The sequence below is a fragment of the Pseudomonas sp. P5_A12 genome (genome assembly GCF_056400685.1).
In genome coordinates this window covers 1-14,908 of the sequence record NZ_JBFUKU010000133.1, presented here as the reverse complement: position 1 = coordinate 14,908, position 14,908 = coordinate 1, and the positions used below count along the sequence as shown (strand labels likewise).

18 protein-coding genes and 1 pseudogene are annotated in these 14,908 nt (G+C 57.6%); 11 read left to right on the top strand and 8 right to left on the bottom strand.

Going from position 1 to position 14,908, the window contains the following annotated elements:
- From ahpF to AC1DSG_RS18060, 3 genes are all read right to left on the bottom strand, one after another.
- The coding region (ahpF, locus tag AC1DSG_RS18070; protein WP_477792099.1) for an alkyl hydroperoxide reductase subunit F at positions 1-1,222 on the bottom strand (1,222 nt) is incomplete at its 3' end.
- A gap of 137 nt (positions 1,223-1,359) precedes the next feature.
- Positions 1,360-1,923: an alkyl hydroperoxide reductase subunit C gene (gene ahpC / locus AC1DSG_RS18065; protein WP_007975937.1), complete on the bottom strand. Its 564-nt coding sequence runs from the start codon at positions 1,921-1,923 to the stop codon at positions 1,360-1,362.
- Between the two features lie 150 nt (positions 1,924-2,073).
- On the bottom strand, positions 2,074-3,012 hold the full coding sequence (locus tag AC1DSG_RS18060) for a site-specific integrase (protein ID WP_477792098.1): 939 nt from the start codon (positions 3,010-3,012) through the stop codon (positions 2,074-2,076).
- Between the two features lie 178 nt (positions 3,013-3,190).
- Here AC1DSG_RS18060 and AC1DSG_RS18055 point away from each other — a divergent pair, with 178 nt between their 5' ends.
- Positions 3,191-4,201 carry a DNA-binding protein gene (locus AC1DSG_RS18055; protein WP_477792097.1) on the top strand — a complete coding sequence of 337 codons (1,011 nt, stop codon included), beginning with the start codon at positions 3,191-3,193 and terminating at the stop codon, positions 4,199-4,201.
- Here AC1DSG_RS18055 and gorA read toward each other — a convergent pair.
- Together gorA and galU are read right to left on the bottom strand one after the other, a co-directional pair.
- A complete protein-coding gene (gene gorA, locus AC1DSG_RS18050) occupies positions 4,198-5,556 on the bottom strand; it encodes a glutathione-disulfide reductase (protein ID WP_477792096.1) in 1,359 nt (452 codons plus the stop codon). The genes AC1DSG_RS18055 and gorA overlap by 4 nt on opposite strands.
- A 130-nt stretch (positions 5,557-5,686) precedes the next feature.
- Positions 5,687-6,526, bottom strand: coding sequence for a UTP--glucose-1-phosphate uridylyltransferase GalU (galU, locus tag AC1DSG_RS18045; protein WP_477792095.1), 840 nt, complete (start codon positions 6,524-6,526; stop codon positions 5,687-5,689).
- A gap of 283 nt (positions 6,527-6,809) precedes the next feature.
- On the opposite strand from galU, the gene AC1DSG_RS18040 reads away from it, so the two are divergent.
- Positions 6,810-7,001, top strand: coding sequence for a hypothetical protein (locus tag AC1DSG_RS18040; protein WP_477792094.1), 192 nt, complete (start codon positions 6,810-6,812; stop codon positions 6,999-7,001).
- A gap of 138 nt (positions 7,002-7,139) precedes the next feature.
- Complete coding sequence (locus AC1DSG_RS18035) at positions 7,140-7,421, top strand: hypothetical protein (protein ID WP_477792093.1); 282 nt, start codon at positions 7,140-7,142, stop codon at positions 7,419-7,421.
- Between the two features lie 10 nt (positions 7,422-7,431).
- Here AC1DSG_RS18035 and AC1DSG_RS18030 read toward each other — a convergent pair whose 3' ends face one another.
- A complete protein-coding gene (locus AC1DSG_RS18030; RefSeq protein ID WP_477792092.1) occupies positions 7,432-7,662 on the bottom strand; it encodes a hypothetical protein in 231 nt (76 codons plus the stop codon).
- 72 nt (positions 7,663-7,734) lie between these two features.
- Positions 7,735-8,091 (bottom strand): hypothetical protein, encoded by a 357-nt coding sequence (locus tag AC1DSG_RS18025; RefSeq protein ID WP_477792100.1) that lies wholly within the window; start codon positions 8,089-8,091, stop codon positions 7,735-7,737.
- Between the two features lie 213 nt (positions 8,092-8,304).
- Here AC1DSG_RS18025 and AC1DSG_RS18020 point away from each other — a divergent pair, with 213 nt between their 5' ends.
- From AC1DSG_RS18020 to ada, 5 genes are all read left to right on the top strand, one after another.
- Positions 8,305-8,607: a DUF1883 domain-containing protein gene (locus AC1DSG_RS18020; RefSeq protein WP_007946189.1), complete on the top strand. Its 303-nt coding sequence runs from the start codon at positions 8,305-8,307 to the stop codon at positions 8,605-8,607.
- 35 nt (positions 8,608-8,642) lie between these two features.
- Entirely contained in the window at positions 8,643-8,813 is a 171-nt protein-coding gene (locus tag AC1DSG_RS18015) for a hypothetical protein (protein ID WP_477792091.1), read from the top strand.
- 126 nt (positions 8,814-8,939) lie between these two features.
- On the top strand, positions 8,940-9,608 hold the full coding sequence (locus AC1DSG_RS18010; protein ID WP_477792090.1) for a 2OG-Fe(II) oxygenase: 669 nt from the start codon (positions 8,940-8,942) through the stop codon (positions 9,606-9,608).
- Between the two features lie 3 nt (positions 9,609-9,611).
- Positions 9,612-10,277 carry a DNA oxidative demethylase AlkB gene (gene alkB, locus AC1DSG_RS18005; RefSeq protein ID WP_477792089.1) on the top strand — a complete coding sequence of 222 codons (666 nt, stop codon included), beginning with the start codon at positions 9,612-9,614 and terminating at the stop codon, positions 10,275-10,277.
- Between the two features lie 87 nt (positions 10,278-10,364).
- Complete coding sequence (gene ada / locus AC1DSG_RS18000; protein WP_477792088.1) at positions 10,365-11,429, top strand: bifunctional DNA-binding transcriptional regulator/O6-methylguanine-DNA methyltransferase Ada; 1,065 nt, start codon at positions 10,365-10,367, stop codon at positions 11,427-11,429.
- Here ada and acuI read toward each other — a convergent pair whose 3' ends face one another.
- Positions 11,430-12,413 carry an acrylyl-CoA reductase (NADPH) gene (gene acuI, locus AC1DSG_RS17995; RefSeq protein ID WP_477792087.1) on the bottom strand — a complete coding sequence of 328 codons (984 nt, stop codon included), beginning with the start codon at positions 12,411-12,413 and terminating at the stop codon, positions 11,430-11,432. It abuts the gene before it with no gap.
- A 186-nt stretch (positions 12,414-12,599) separates the two neighbouring features.
- Between acuI and AC1DSG_RS17990 the strand changes: the two genes are divergently transcribed.
- The 3 genes and pseudogenes from AC1DSG_RS17990 to AC1DSG_RS17980 all read left to right on the top strand — a co-directional run.
- Positions 12,600-13,664 carry an NAD(P)H-dependent flavin oxidoreductase gene (locus AC1DSG_RS17990; RefSeq protein ID WP_477792086.1) on the top strand — a complete coding sequence of 355 codons (1,065 nt, stop codon included), beginning with the start codon at positions 12,600-12,602 and terminating at the stop codon, positions 13,662-13,664.
- A 287-nt stretch (positions 13,665-13,951) separates the two neighbouring features.
- Positions 13,952-14,719, top strand: coding sequence for a molybdate ABC transporter substrate-binding protein (modA, locus tag AC1DSG_RS17985; RefSeq protein ID WP_477792085.1), 768 nt, complete (start codon positions 13,952-13,954; stop codon positions 14,717-14,719).
- A pseudogene (locus tag AC1DSG_RS17980) lies at positions 14,720-14,908 on the top strand (molybdate ABC transporter permease subunit); the annotation flags it as partial.

Below are 14,908 nucleotides of genomic sequence, written 5' to 3'. Positions count from 1 at the left end.
TCACGGTGACATTGGGCAGACTGTGCAACTTGCGCTGCAAGACCGCATCGGCGCGCAACTGTACGTCGAACTCCAGCAGGGTCACGTGAGACACAACGCCGGCCAGATCGATCGCCGCTTCAACGCCGGAGTTACCGCCGCCGATCACCGCCACACGCTTGCCCTYGAACAGCGGACCGTCGCAGTGTGGGCAGAAACATACACCCTTGGCTTTGTATTGCTGTTCGCCCGGCACACCCATTTCCCGCCAGCGTGCGCCCGTTGCAAGAATCAGCGCCTTGGTTTTCAGTGTGGCGCCGCTTTCAAACCGAACCTCATGCAACTCGCCCGGGTTCTTCGCTGGAATCAGCGCGGTGGCCCGTTGCAGGTTCATGATATCGACGTCGTACTGCTTGACGTGTTCTTCGAGGGCTCTGGCCAGCTTCGGCCCTTCGGTTTCCTGCACGGAGATGAAGTTCTCGATGGCCATGGTGTCGAGCACCTGCCCACCAAAACGCTCCGCCGCCACGCCGGTGCGAATGCCCTTACGCGCCGCGTAGATAGCAGCCGCAGCACCGGCCGGGCCACCGCCGACGACCAGCACATCAAAGGCATCCTTGGCGCTGAGCTTCTCGGCTTGACGCTCGATACCGCTGGTGTCGAGCTTGGCGAGGATTTCTTCAAGGCCCATGCGACCCTGACCGAAGTTCACGCCGTTCAGGTAAACGCTTGGCACCGCCATGACCTGGCGTTCATCGACTTCAGCCTGGAACAGCGCACCGTCGATGGCGACGTGACGGATGTTCGGGTTCAGCACGGCCATCAGGTTCAGCGCCTGAACGACGTCCGGGCAGTTCTGGCAGGACAGCGAGAAGTACGTCTCGAAACTGAACTCGCCTTTGAGTGAGCGAATCTGTTCGATCACTTCAGCACTGGCCTTCGACGGGTGGCCGCCGACTTGCAGCAGGGCCAACACCAACGAAGTGAATTCGTGGCCCATTGGGATGCCGGCGAAACGCAGGCTGATGTCGTCTCCCGAGCGATTGATCGAAAACGATGGCTTGCGTGCATCGTCACCGTTATCGAGCAAAGTAATTTGGGTGGAAAGACTGGCAACGTCTTTCAACAGTTCAAGCATTTCCTGGGATTTCGCACCGTCGTCGAGGGAAGCAACGATCTCGATCGGCTGGGTGACCCGTTCCAGGTACGACTTCAACTGGGCTTTAAGATTGGTGTCCAACATACGGGCGATTTCCTTTCTTTTGTTTCATAAAAAGCAGACATAAAAAAACGCCCGAGCGAATCTCGCCCGGGCGTTTTTGAGGGCGGTTGCAGCTTACTTAGGTACGGAAACCCGCCCTGATGATGCGATCCACAGACTTAGATCTTGCCGACCAGGTCCAGGGACGGAGCCAGAGTGGCCTCGCCTTCTTTCCACTTGGCTGGGCAAACCTGGCCTGGGTGAGCAGCGACGTACTGGGCAGCCTTGATTTTGCGCAGCAACTCGGAAGCGTCACGGCCAACGCCGCCATCGTTCAGTTCAACGATTTTGATCTGGCCTTCAGGGTTGATCACGAAGGTGCCACGGTCAGCCAGGCCTGCTTCTTCGATCAGCACGTCGAAGTTGCGGGAGATGGCATGAGTCGGGTCACCGATCATGGTGTACTGGATTTTGCCGATGGCTGGCGAAGTGTTGTGCCAGGCAGCGTGGGCAAAATGGGTATCGGTGGAAACGCTGTAGATCTCGACGCCCAGCTTCTGGAACGCGTCGTAGTTGTCAGCCAGGTCTTCCAGCTCGGTCGGGCAAACGAAGGTGAAGTCAGCCGGGTAGAAGAAAACCACAGACCACTTGCCTTTCAGGTCAGCATCGGAGACTTTTACGAAGTCGCCATTTTTGAAGGCGTCAGCTTTGAACGGTTTAACTTGGCTGTTGATGATAGGCATCGATGACTCTCCGTCAGGGTTGAAAAGTTGGGTTAACAAGTTGATGGGGTGAATCCTACCCACTCGATCCACGGATGGCTCATTGGCAAATCTCATGCTGCTGATTTGTTTTCGCTATTAACCGACGGTATTAATAGAAGAAAACGTGATCTACAGCGCTAACGRCTTTTCGGTGAGTCGGGCCATGCCGAGGAACGGGCTRGCTTCAACATAGCGCATGGCGGACTTCATATCCTTCCAGCCCACGTAACTCATCAACGATTTCAAGTCCCAACCGCTTTGATGGGCCCAACTGGCAAACCCGCGTCGCAAGGAGTGACTGGTGTAGTGTTCGGCGGGAATGCCGGCACGCTCCAGCGCCTGGCGCAATAGCGGGATGACGCTGTTGGCGTGCAAGCCCTCCTCGCTCAAGTGGCCCCAGCGGTCAATGCCTCGAAAAACCGGCCCGCGAACCAGTGCAGCTTCGGTAATCCATTGAATGTAGGCATTCACCGGACACAGGCGCTGTAAGGCCGGAGTCTGGTAAGTCTTGCCGAGGTTCTCGCGATCGCTCTTGGTTCGCGGCAAATAGAGCGTGATGCCTGAGCTGGCGATCGCCTGAACGTGCTCGATCTGTACGCGGCACAACTCATCGCTACGGAAGCCACGCCAGAAGCCGAGCAGGATCAGCGCCATGTCGCGCCGTGCCCGCAGGAGTGCCGATTGATCCTGCTGCGCCTTGGCCTCTATCGCTTCCAGCTCCAGCCAGGCAACCACCTGCTCCAGATGCTGAAGCTGCAAAGGTTCGGCTTGTTTCTCCTGAGCCGGGTGCAACGCGCGAATACCCTTGAAGACTTTGCGTACCACCGGTGCCTTGGTCGGATCGGGAAACCCTTGGCTGTTGTGCCACTGCGCCAGCGCCGACAAACGCAACTTCAGCGTGTTGATCGATAACTCCCCCGCATACGCCACCAGATAGCGCGCGACACTGTCGGCAGTCGCAGGCAGAAACCCGCCCCAACTGACTTCGAAATGCTCAATGGCCGCCCGGTAGCTGCGGCGGGTGTTGTCGCGCGTGGCGGCCTCCAGGTATCGATCCAGCTCAGTCATCGGCTCAACTCTCTTAAACGTACCGCTTTGGCGGGTGCAATCGCATCGTGCGGCTCATCACACGGGGTAATACCAGTATATCCCGCATGACAAACTGGCATCATTTAACTTTATTTATTAGATGGTACACTGCGTACTTTAGTGGCATGTACCACAGTACAAAATCGTAGGAGAACTCATGGCTCGTGGCGGCGTAAATAAAGCAGTGGTGCATGCGGCACGGATGGCGATCCTCGCCCGCGGCGAAAATCCAAGCATCGACGCAGTACGGATCGAAATGGGCAACACGGGCTCGAAAACCACGATTCATCGCTATCTGAAGGAGCTGGACGACGGCAGAGAACACGCCGAGCCTGCACCAGAACCGATCGATGACGAACTGGCAGGCCTGGTTTCACGCCTGGCACAACGCCTCAAGGAGAAGGCTCAGGAACCCATCGATCAGGCACGCGAACAGTTCGACCAGCAGCGCAAAGCACTGGAAAACCAACTGACAGAGGCTCAGGAAAGCAATACCGAATTGCATCAGCAGTACGAGATGCAAAGCCTGGCGCTGACACAGGAATCGGACTCGCTACAAGAAACCCGCTCGATGTTGCAGACCGAGCAGACTCGCAATGCCGGGCTGAGCCAGGCGCTGGCCGGTTTCGAATTACGCTTGCAGGACAAGGACGAGCAGATCCGCTCTCTGGAAGAAAAGCACCTGCATGCACGCGATGCCTTGGAGCACTACCGTAACGCCGTCAAGGAACAGCGCGAGCAGGAACAAAGCCGCCACGAAAGCCAGGTGCAGCAGGTTCAGATGGAGTTGCGTCAGGCGCAGCAAAGCGCAATGGTGCGCCAGGATGAGATCACTCAATTGCACCGCGACAATGAGCGCTTGTTCACCGAAAACCGTGGCGCCCAGAGAGAGCTGAACCTGTTGCAGGATCAACTCAAGCAAACCAAGAGCCGCCAGGACCAATTGCTGGAACAGGTCCATCGCATCGACAGCGAACGCACCCTCCTCCAGGAACGCTTGCGCGTCGCACTGCTGGAAAGTCAGTCGCTGAAGCAGAGTGTCGACGAGCAGTCGCAGATAAACAAAGTGCTGGAAATCGAACTGCTCAAGACCCAGGCGAGCCTGGATGAAAGCGTGCGCCTGGCGGCTGTCAGAGCGACAGCGCCAGACGCAGCCAAGGATGATTAACCCGCGACGGGCGAGCGCATGGTGACGAACTCTTCGGCGGCCGTCGGGTGCACGCCGATGGTTTCGTCGAAGTCGCGCTTGGTAGCGCCGGCCTTCAAGGCAATGGCCAACCCCTGCACGATCTCGCCGGCATCCGGCCCGACCATGTGACAACCCAAAACCTTGTCGGTCTTGGCATCCACCACCAGTTTCATCAGCGTGCGCTCCTGGCATTCAGTCAGGGTCAGCTTCATCGGGCGGAAACGGCTTTCGAAGATCACCACCTCGTGGCCGGCTTCGCGGGCGTCTTCCTCGCTCAAGCCAACAGTGCCGATGTTCGGCAGGCTGAACACGGCGGTCGGGATCATCTTGTAATCCACCGGGCGATATTGCTCAGGCTTGAACAAACGTCGCGCCACGGCCATGCCTTCGGCCAAGGCGACCGGCGTCAGCTGGACACGACCAATCACATCGCCGAGCGCCAGAATCGAGGACTCGGCCGTCTGATACTGCTCGTCGACCTCGATAAAGCCTTTCTTGTCGAGCTTGACGCCAGTGTTTTCCAGCCCGAGATTATCGAGCATCGGGCGCCGACCGGTCGCATAGAACACACAATCAGCCTCCAACTCCCGACCATCCTTGAGCGTCACTTTCAGGCTGCCATCAAATTGCTTGTCGATGCGCTCGATGTCGCTATTGAACTGCAGGTCCATGCCCCGCTTGGTCAGCTCTTCCTGCAAATGCTTGCGCACTGCCCCATCGAAACCGCGCAGGAACAGTTCACCGCGATACAGCAACGTGGTCTGGGCGCCCAGCCCGTGGAAGATGCCCGCGAACTCAACGGCGATATAACCGCCGCCCACTACCAGAACACGCTTGGGCAGCTCCTTGAGGAAGAAGGCCTGGTTGGAACTGATTGCATGCTCATGCCCCGGAATTTCCGGTATTTGCGGCCAGCCGCCGGTGGCAATCAGGATGTTTTTAGCAGTGTGGCGCTCGCCATTGATCTCGATCGTGTTCGGATCGACGATTTTGGCGTGACCTTCATGCAAGGTGACGCCACTGTTGACCAGCAAGTTGCGGTAGATGCCATTCAGGCGATTGATCTCGCGGTCCTTGTTGGCGATCAGCGTGGCCCAATCAAACTGAGCCTCGCCCAGCGTCCAGCCGAAACCGGATGACTGCTCGAAGTCTTCGGCGAAGTGCGCGCCGTAAACTAACAATTTTTTCGGCACGCAGCCGACGTTCACACAGGTGCCGCCCAGGTAGCGGCTCTCCGCCACGGCCACTTTCGCGCCAAATCCTGCGGCAAAGCGCGCAGCGCGCACACCGCCGGAACCTGCGCCAATCACATACAAATCAAAATCAAAGGCCATTTTCAATCTCCTCGGCAGTCCACAAGCATACCCGTAGACGTCCGCCGGGCAAGTACTGCAAACGATATGGGGCCAGAAAATGAAAAAGCCACCCGGAGGTGGCTTTTCAATACAAGCAGGTCAACAACTATCAGTAAGCCTTGCCAGTCTTGTAGAAGTTCTCGAAGCAGAAGTTGGTCGCCTCGATGTAGCCTTCAGCACCACCGCAGTCAAAACGCTTGCCCTTGAATTTGTAGGCAATCACACAACCGTTTTTCGCCTGCTTCATCAGCGCATCGGTGATCTGGATCTCGCCGCCTTTGCCAGGCTCGGTTTGCCTGATCAGCTCGAAGATGTCCGGAGTCAGGATGTAACGACCGATAATCGCCAGGTTCGACGGAGCGTCTTCCGGGGATGGTTTCTCGACCATGCTGCGTACGCGGTACAGGTCATCGGCAATCAACTCGCCAGCGATCACGCCGTACTTGTTGGTTTCCTGCGGATCCACTTCCTGAATCGCAACGATGGTGCAGCGGTACTGTTCGTACAGCTTGACCATCTGGGTGAGTACGCCGTCGCCTTCGAGGTTGACGCACAAGTCATCCGCCAGTACCACGGCAAACGGTTCGTCACCAATCAACGGGCGGCCAGTCAGGATTGCGTGACCAAGGCCTTTCATTTCGGTCTGACGGGTATAGGAGAACGAGCACTCGTCCAGCAGCTTGCGGATGCCGACCAGGTATTTYTCCTTGTCGGTGCCYTTGATCTGGTTTTCCAGCTCRTAGCTGATGTCGAAATGGTCTTCSAGRGCGCGCTTGCCGCGGCCAGTCACGATGGAAATTTCGGTCAACCCAGCGTCCAGAGCTTCTTCGACGCCGTACTGGATCAGTGGCTTGTTCACCACCGGCAGCATTTCTTTGGGCATGGCTTTAGTCGCTGGCAGGAAGCGAGTACCGTAACCGGCTGCTGGGAACAAGCATTTCTTGATCATAAAAGTCCTTGAAAGGGCTGTGTGTACGAGTTTCGGCGCAGTCTAATCAGGCGGCGCGCACCTTACAATGCCCCGCACTGGCAAACCGATGCCAACATAGAGAAATATTCTCGCTGATAGTTCCGCAGATCGTTCGACAGCCTCTAATAGATAGCAGATAACATCGAACCTGCACTGGCGGCCCCCACCAGACGTGCAATCGCACCACCATACGCCCATCGGCACTTTCCGAGTGCATTTGGCGCTATCATTGCGCAATTGAACCAGTCAAAGAGGCAGATAGATGTCGGAAGCAAAAAGCGTCAACGGGTTCCTGATCATTCAGGCGGAAGACGGCAAGTGGTGGATACACAACTTCGGCGGCGGAGAGATTATCACCGGGCCATTCACTACCGAAGCGTCGGCGATTGAAGTGGCATCCGTATTGCAACTTGAACACCCAACCGTCAAACGCCGCGGTAAAGACAAGACTTGATCTGAACCCGTTTTGACCAAGCCCTGCCCCTGCGCAGGGCTTTTTTGTGATTGCCGCAATGAAGTGGCCCTTCGCTATAACCTTTTKATGCCGGCGCTGTCACAGGCTTAGCCCTATCATCCCGACGACGACAACGACATGACTAAATTTTTACCTTTGATTGCAGTATTGACCCTGAGCGGTTGCGCCACTTCGGAAACGACTTATCTGAACAATGGTGAGCAGGGGCTGACCATCGACTGCTCCGGTGAAGCCAACTCCTGGGCCACGTGCTACGAAAAAGCCGATGCCTCCTGCGCTGGCACCGGCTACCGAATTGTCGGGACCGACGGCACGCCATCAACCAAAGAAAGCGACAAGACCCTGGGTGTCGACGTCGGTAATTTCAAGAACCGCAACGTTGTTGTGGTCTGCAAGTAAGCCATCGACGTTACATATGAATTTCAGCGAATTTGATCCCGAGGCCGCGCACGGCCTCGATCAAGTCGTCGAGACGACTGAAGGACTCGACTTCATCGTTTTCGTCCACCAGAAAATAGCTGCGCCCGGCGCTTTTCTTGAAAAATACGATCCATTCCCCTGAATTCGCCGGATTCTGAATCACATGGGTGGCAGAGATATGGCCCTCTGCATGGCGCTCCCTAACCTGCTCTCGCTTCATGCCCGACTCCAGAAATGACAATGCCGTCAAAGCGCAGCCTTGACGGCATCGATGTGAACTGTCGCTAGTCTATCAGCCGGAAATACAGGTATTGGCGGCTTTCTGCACATCCATGGGACGCACCGGCACATTGAACAACCGCTCATGCAGCTTGATGCTGCTGCCACTGGAACGTTCTTGAATGTCAAAGACCGCCGCCGGATCAGACGAGAACTTCGCCGGGACGATCACACGCATCCCGTCTTTTTGCGGTTCCAACTGCAAGGCGCCACGACTCTCGGCCAGGTGTTCAACCAGGCACTCGGCATACTCATGGGGCTTTTTACCTGAGATCACGCTCATGGTCGGCAGCGTCTTATTGATTTCCGAAACATTCGCGCAGCCACTCACGACCAAAGCAAACGGCAGGACTAACACACCCCACTTCATACAAAACCTCCGATAAAGACCCTCGGACAGCACAAAGGCTGATTTTCTCCGAGGCGCACCACCTTTATCGCTCATGGAATGCCAAATAACCGATTTTAATTGTCAAAGCGGCGCACGACGACCCGATAATTACCTGTTCGGGCTGATAAACTGGCGCCAATCGCCCATGCTATCGTTTTGATTTTGTAGAAAAAGCCCTTCTGGAGGCGCCTCATGAAATTTATCCACCAGCGCGAGCACCTCAATGAAGACGACATCGTCGTCATCCAGTGCTCCCAAACGTGCAACATCCGCTTGATGAACGACGCCAACTTCCGCAGCTTCAAGAATGGCGGTCGTCACACTTACCACGGCGGTGCATTCGACACGTTTCCGGCCCGGATTACCGCGCCGAGCACCGGTTTCTGGAACATCACCATCGACACGGTCAACCGCCGGCCGATCAGCGTGACCCGCAAACCGACCCTGACACACTCGATCAAGATCATCCGTCGCTCCAGCACAAAACTGAGCTGAATAACGTCCGCACATGAAGTAAAGCAGGTACCACCGTGGCCCAAACGACCAAGTACGTCATCAAATACAAACTCAACGGTGAACGCCGCTTCGAGTTTGCCCAGCTTGAAAACGGCACAGCAGATGAAGCCAAGGCCGCGCTCGAGGCCATTCATGGCCAGAGCGACGACGTCATCACCGAGATCAGCGTCAGCAAAGCGCTGTAGCAGCCCCCGGAGCAACAGCTTGGTTGTCTGCTCCTGCTTCTCAAGTTTGACCGCAAGCACCGGGGTGTTCGCCCCGCCACCACGGCATAGACTGACCACCTCAACCTTTGGTGAAGGTGTCAGAACATGCTGGAGCAACAACTCGATCAGGATGGCTGCGCCATTATCCGATCACTGCTGAGTGCCGAGGCCTGCGACGAAATCAGCGCCCTTTACGGGCAGCCCGAGTTCTTTCGTTCACAGGTGATCATGGCTCGTCACGGTTTTGGCCGTGGCGAGTACAAGTACTTCAAATACCCCCTGCCGGAACCCGTCGCCCGTTTGCGAAGCGAGCTCTACCCTGGACTGGTGCCGATAGCCAATCGTTGGTACGAATGCATGGACCTGCCGACGCGCTTTCCCGCCACGCACGAGGCCTTTTTGCAACGCTGCCATGCCGCCGGTCAGGAACGTCCGACGCCCTTGTTGCTGCAATATGGTCCGCAGGACTACAACTGCCTGCATCAGGATCTTTACGGCGAACACGTCTTTCCGTTGCAAGTGGCGATTCTTCTGTCAGAACCCAATGAAGATTTTACCGGCGGCGAATTTGTCCTGACCGAACAGCGCCCGCGAATGCAGTCACGTCCTCAGGTCATTGACCTGAATAAAGGCGATGCCTTGATCTTTGCCGTCAGCCAGCGGCCGGTCAAAGGTGCTCGCGGCTATTACCGAGTGAACATGCGCCATGGCGTGAGTCGCGTGCACAGCGGAAAACGGCATACCCTTGGAATCATCTTTCACGATGCGTTATGACCCATGAGCCCGATCACCCTCGATTTGTTTTCCAACGTCGAACCCGAGCAGCCGCCCAGGCGCGAACAGATCGGCGAACAAGCCTGCGTCTTGCGCGGCTTTGCCCTGCCCTGGCTGGATCCGATACTGATCGCACTGGATGCGGTTTTAGCCGCCGCACCGTTTCGGCAGATGGTCACGCCCGGCGGCTTTACCATGTCGGTTGCATTAAGCAGTTGCGGCGCCTTGGGCTGGACCACTGACCGAAGCGGCTATAAATACACGCGCAATGACCCACAGACCGGGCAACCCTGGCCCGAAATGCCTGAGGTGTTTTTCCAATTGGCCCAAGCAGCGGCGCGTGAAGCGGGATTCACGGATTTTGTTCCCGATTCCTGCCTGATCAACCGCTATGTCCCCGGTGCCAGGATGTCATTGCACCAGGATAAAGACGAAGGTTCCTACGCAGCGCCGATCGTCTCGGTGTCGTTGGGATTGCCGGCGACCTTCCTCTTCGGCGGATTTGAACGAAGCGATAAAAGCCTGCGCGTGCCGCTGCTGAATGGCGACATTGTGGTCTGGGGGGGCGTGGACCGTTTGCGCTATCACGGCGTACTTCCGATCAAGGACGGTCATCATCCGAGACTGGGCGAACAAAGGATCAACTTCACGTTTCGCACGGCCGGATGAAACCCTCGAATTTGACCGCAAGACCCGGAGTGCGACGCCGCTTCTGCCTGATTAATCTGAATGAAACGGGTCAATGGACATACAGACATGACAACGCATTCGACTAAAACAACGACCGAGATCGACCCTCGCTGGGCAGCAGTCGTCTCCCGCGATCCGACCGCAGACGGGCAGTTTGTCTATGGGGTAAAAACCACCGGCATTTACTGCCGCCCAAGCAGCCTGGCGCGCTTGCCAAAACCGCAAAATGTCGAGTTTTTCGACACCCCGGAGCAAGCCCAGGCGGCGGGCTATCGTCCAAGCAAACGCGCCACAAAAGATCAAAGTGACGTCGCCGCCCAACACGCAGCCACCGTCGCCGCGGCCTGCCGGCACATCGAATCCGCCGAAAATCTGCCAACGCTCAATCAACTGGCGGACGCCGCAGGCCTCAGCAGTTTCCACTTTCATCGTGTGTTCAAAGCTGTTACCGGGCTGACACCCAAGGGTTACGCCACGGCCCATCGCTCGCGAAAGGTTCGTGAACGTCTGGCAGAGGGTGGCTCGGTCACCGACGCCTTGTATGACGCTGGCTTCAATTCCAACAGTCGTTTCTATGAGGCGGCCGATCATCTGTTGGGCATGAAGCCAGGTGACTACCGCGCCGCCGGGCAAAATACCGACATCCGTTTTGCCGTCGGCCAGTGTTCCCTGGGGGCCATTCTGGTGGCGCAGAGCGAACGCGGGGTTTGCGCAATTTTGCTGGGCGACGATCCGCATCAACTGGTCTGCGATCTACAGGACAAGTTTCGCCGCGCCAACCTGATCGGTGCCGATCATCAGTTCGAGCAACTGATCGCCCAGGTGGTGGGCTTTATCGAAGCCCCAGCCGTCGGCCTGGACTTGCCGCTGGACGTGCGCGGCACTGCGTTTCAGGAGCGCGTCTGGCAAGCCTTGCGCGAGATTCCCGCTGGCAGCACCGCCAGTTATGCCGAGATCGCCCAACGCATCGGGTCGCCCAAGGCCGTGCGCGCCGTGGCCCAGGCGTGTGGCGCGAACAGTCTGGCAGTGGCGATCCCTTGCCACCGCGTGGTGCGTAGCGACGGCAACCTGTCGGGCTACCGCTGGGGGGTTGAGCGTAAACGCCAGTTGCTGGAGCGCGAGACGCGCTGATCAGCGATTCACATCAACCACCACCCGTCCGCGCAATTGCCCGGCAAGCAGGCGCGGCGCGGCTTCGATAGCTTCACTCAAACCGATTTCATGACTGATCAGTGGCAACAACGAGAAGTCCAAGTCCTTGACCAGTCGATTCCAGGCCAGTACTCGTTTGGCCTTGGGCTGGGTCACACTGTTGATCCCGGCCAATGTCACGCCGCGCAAAATGAACGGTGCGACCGAGGCTGGAAAGTCCATACCTTGCGCCAGACCACACGCCGCAACCGTGCCGTTGGCCTTGGTGCTGGCGCAAGCATTGGCCAGCGTGTGACTGCCGACCGAATCAATGACCGCCGCCCAACGTTCCTTCGCCAACGGTTTGCCGGGTTCTGACAACGTGGCGCGGTCGATGATTTCACTGGCGCCCAGGCGTTTCAGGTACTCATGCTCAGAGGTGCGACCGGTGGATGCGACGACGCGATAACCCAGCTTGCTCAGCAGGGCGATGGCGAAACTACCTACACCGCCATTGGCCCCGGTCACCAGCACGTCGCCTTGCTCCGGCGTCACGCCGTTATGTTCCAGCGCCAGGATGCTCAGCATTGCCGTGTAGCCGGCGGTGCCAATTGCCATGGCCTGAGCAGGGGTAAATTCCTTCGGCAGCGGGATCAGCCAGTCACCGTTCAAGCRGGCCTTCTGCGCCAATCCACCCCAATGCCCTTCGCCCACGCCCCAGCCATTGAGCACGACCTGATCACCGACCTTGTAGTCCGGGTGCTCACTGAATTCGACAGTGCCGGCCAGATCGATCCCCGGCACCATGGGGAATTTTCGCACCACCGGGCTGCTGCCGGTGATTGCCAAACCATCCTTGAAGTTCAGGGTGCTGTACGCCACGCGCACCGTCACATTCCCCTCAGGCAGTTGATCGTCATTGATCTGTTGCAGTGTGGCCCGGTAACCGCTGTCGTCTTTGTCGATCAAAATACCGTTGAACATCGTTGCCTCTCAATGGAATCAATCAGGATGTGGGACCCTTGAAATACCACAAAGAAACATCTCGCCGTACAAGACTTTAAGCCAAACCGCGGGCCGGCCAAAAGTCGACTGGCCCCGCACCCGTGATAGCTGGTAAAAAACGGTCCTACCGTCCCTGCCTTGTTTTGACGTCGGAGCATCATTCACATGAGCCAATGGCCAGACACCCGAATTCTCGACCTGCTCGGTATCGAACTGCCGATCATCCAGGCCCCCATGGCCGGCGCCAATGGATCGGCCATGGTCATCGCGACGAGTAACGCCGGCGGTCTGGGTTCGATGCCGGCGGCGATGCTGAGCATCGAGCAACTGCGCGAAGAGTTGAAGACGATTCGCCAACACACCCAGCGCCCGTTCAACATCAACTATTTCTGCCATCAGGTTCCGGCCCCTGATGAGCAACGCGCTCGTGACTGGAAGGATCTGCTGGAACCGTACTACCGGGAACTGGGCGCCGATTTCGATGCGCCGACACCGGTTTCGAATCGAGCACCGTTCGATGCCGCTGCCTGCGAGGTCGTCGAAGAATTTCGCCCTGAAGTGGTCAGTTTTCACTTCGGCCTGCCGGAAAAATCCTTACTGGACCGGGTAAAAGCTACCGGCGCGAAAATTCTCTCTTCAGCCACCACGGTCGAAGAAGCCGTCTGGCTGGAGCAGCAGGGCTGTGACGCCATCATCGCTATGGGATACGAGGCCGGTGGTCATCGCGGGATGTTTCTCAGTAACGATCTGAGCAGCCAGGTCGGGACCTTTGCTTTGGTGCCTCAGATTGTCGATGCCGTGAAAGTGCCGGTGATTGCAGCTGGCGGAATCAGTGATGCGCGGGGTGTTGCGGCAGCCTTTGTGTTGGGCGCTTCGGCGGTGCAGGTGGGCACGGCTTACTTGTTCACGCCGGAAGCCAAGGTCAGCCGCTCACATTACAAAGCGTTGCGCACCGCCAAAGAAAGCGAGACCGCCGTCACCAACATTTTCACCGGTCGCCCGGCACGCGGCATTCTCAATCGGGTGATGCGCGAAATCGGGCCGATCAGCGATAAAGCGCCAACCTTCCCACTCGCCGGTGGTGCGCTGATGCCGTTGCGAGCCAAGGACGAAGCGGATTTCAGCAATCTGTGGGCCGGGCAGGCGTTCAGGTTGGGCGTTGAAATGACGGCTGCAGAATTGACCCGACACTTGGCGGACGGGGGAGTGGCCAAGCTGCTCCGTCGATAACGCAATGCCCCGTAGCAGCTGCCGAGCCCGCGAGCCCGCGAGGCTGCGTCCGGCGGCGCAGCCGTCGTAAACCCTGTTTCCGCGGTGTATCTGATACACCGAGTTGCCTGATTTTACGGCTGCTTCGCAACCGGACGCAGGCTTCGCCAGCTGCTACAGGGTTGAGCGCGGCCATTACCGATTCTCCACTCAGAAACCAACACATTCCGTTAGAAGGTCTTTCGCTATATATTCTTCTATATAGCGATTCACCCCCTTGCAGCATTCGCCTACCACGGAGCCGTTTCATGACCATTCGTGCCTCACGTTTTGCCCCTGCGTGCCTCGCCAGCCTTATCGCAGTCTTCGCTCTCGGCACCGCTCAGGCGGATGAAGTCCAGGTCGCCGTTGCGGCCAACTTCACCGCGCCCATCCAGGCCATCGCTGCGGATTTTGAAAAAGACACCGGGCACAAACTGGTCGCGGCTTATGGTGCAACCGGCCAGTTCTACACCCAGATCAAAAATGGCGCGCCGTTCGAGGTGTTCCTCTCGGCAGACGACACCACGCCGCAAAAACTTGAAGCCGAAGGTGACACTGTCAAGGGTTCGCGCTTCACCTACGCCATTGGTACCTTGGCCTTGTGGTCGGCCAAAGACGGTTATGTCGATGCCAAGGGCAAAGTGCTCAGCGACAATCAATATCTGCATCTGGCCATCGCCAACCCCAAAGCMGCACCTTACGGCCTGGCCGCGACTCAGGTACTGGCCAAGCTGGGGCTGACCGACAAGGTCAAGGACAAGATCGTTGAAGGCCAGAACATTACGCAGGCCTATCAATTCGTCTCCACCGGCAATGCCGAACTCGGATTTGTAGCCTTGTCGCAGATCTACAAAGACGGCAAAGTCGCCAGTGGTTCGGCGTGGATCGTTCCAGCCGACATGCACGACCTGATCAAACAAGACGCGGTGATCCTCAACAAAGGCAAGGGCAATCCGGCCGCGAAGGCACTGGTTGACTACCTGAAAGGTCCGAAAGCCGCCGCTATCATCAAATCCTACGGTTACCAACTCTAAATGACGCTGACGAGTGCCGACTTTTCCGCCATCTGGCTGACCCTCAAACTGGCGTCCCTGACGACGGCCATCCTGCTGGTCATCGGCACTCCGATTGCGTTATGGCTGTCGCGCACCCGCTCCTGGTTGCGCGGCCCGGTCGGGGCGATTGTCGCCCTGCCCCTGGTTCTGCCACCGACAGTGATTGGC

Coding starts and splice junctions, on each gene's coding strand:
- ahpC (WP_007975937.1), bottom strand. CDS start 1,923: ATGCCTATCATCAACAGCCAAGTTAAACCGTTCAAAGCTGACGCCTTC.
- AC1DSG_RS18055 (WP_477792097.1), top strand. CDS start 3,191: ATGGCTCGTGGCGGCGTAAATAAAGCAGTGGTGCATGCGGCACGGATG.
- gorA (WP_477792096.1), bottom strand. CDS start 5,556: ATGGCCTTTGATTTTGATTTGTATGTGATTGGCGCAGGTTCCGGCGGT.
- AC1DSG_RS18040 (WP_477792094.1), top strand. CDS start 6,810: ATGTCGGAAGCAAAAAGCGTCAACGGGTTCCTGATCATTCAGGCGGAA.
- AC1DSG_RS18035 (WP_477792093.1), top strand. CDS start 7,140: ATGACTAAATTTTTACCTTTGATTGCAGTATTGACCCTGAGCGGTTGC.
- AC1DSG_RS18030 (WP_477792092.1), bottom strand. CDS start 7,662: ATGAAGCGAGAGCAGGTTAGGGAGCGCCATGCAGAGGGCCATATCTCT.
- AC1DSG_RS18025 (WP_477792100.1), bottom strand. CDS start 8,091: ATGAAGTGGGGTGTGTTAGTCCTGCCGTTTGCTTTGGTCGTGAGTGGC.
- AC1DSG_RS18020 (WP_007946189.1), top strand. CDS start 8,305: ATGAAATTTATCCACCAGCGCGAGCACCTCAATGAAGACGACATCGTC.
- AC1DSG_RS18010 (WP_477792090.1), top strand. CDS start 8,940: ATGCTGGAGCAACAACTCGATCAGGATGGCTGCGCCATTATCCGATCA.
- alkB (WP_477792089.1), top strand. CDS start 9,612: ATGAGCCCGATCACCCTCGATTTGTTTTCCAACGTCGAACCCGAGCAG.
- ada (WP_477792088.1), top strand. CDS start 10,365: ATGACAACGCATTCGACTAAAACAACGACCGAGATCGACCCTCGCTGG.
- AC1DSG_RS17990 (WP_477792086.1), top strand. CDS start 12,600: ATGAGCCAATGGCCAGACACCCGAATTCTCGACCTGCTCGGTATCGAA.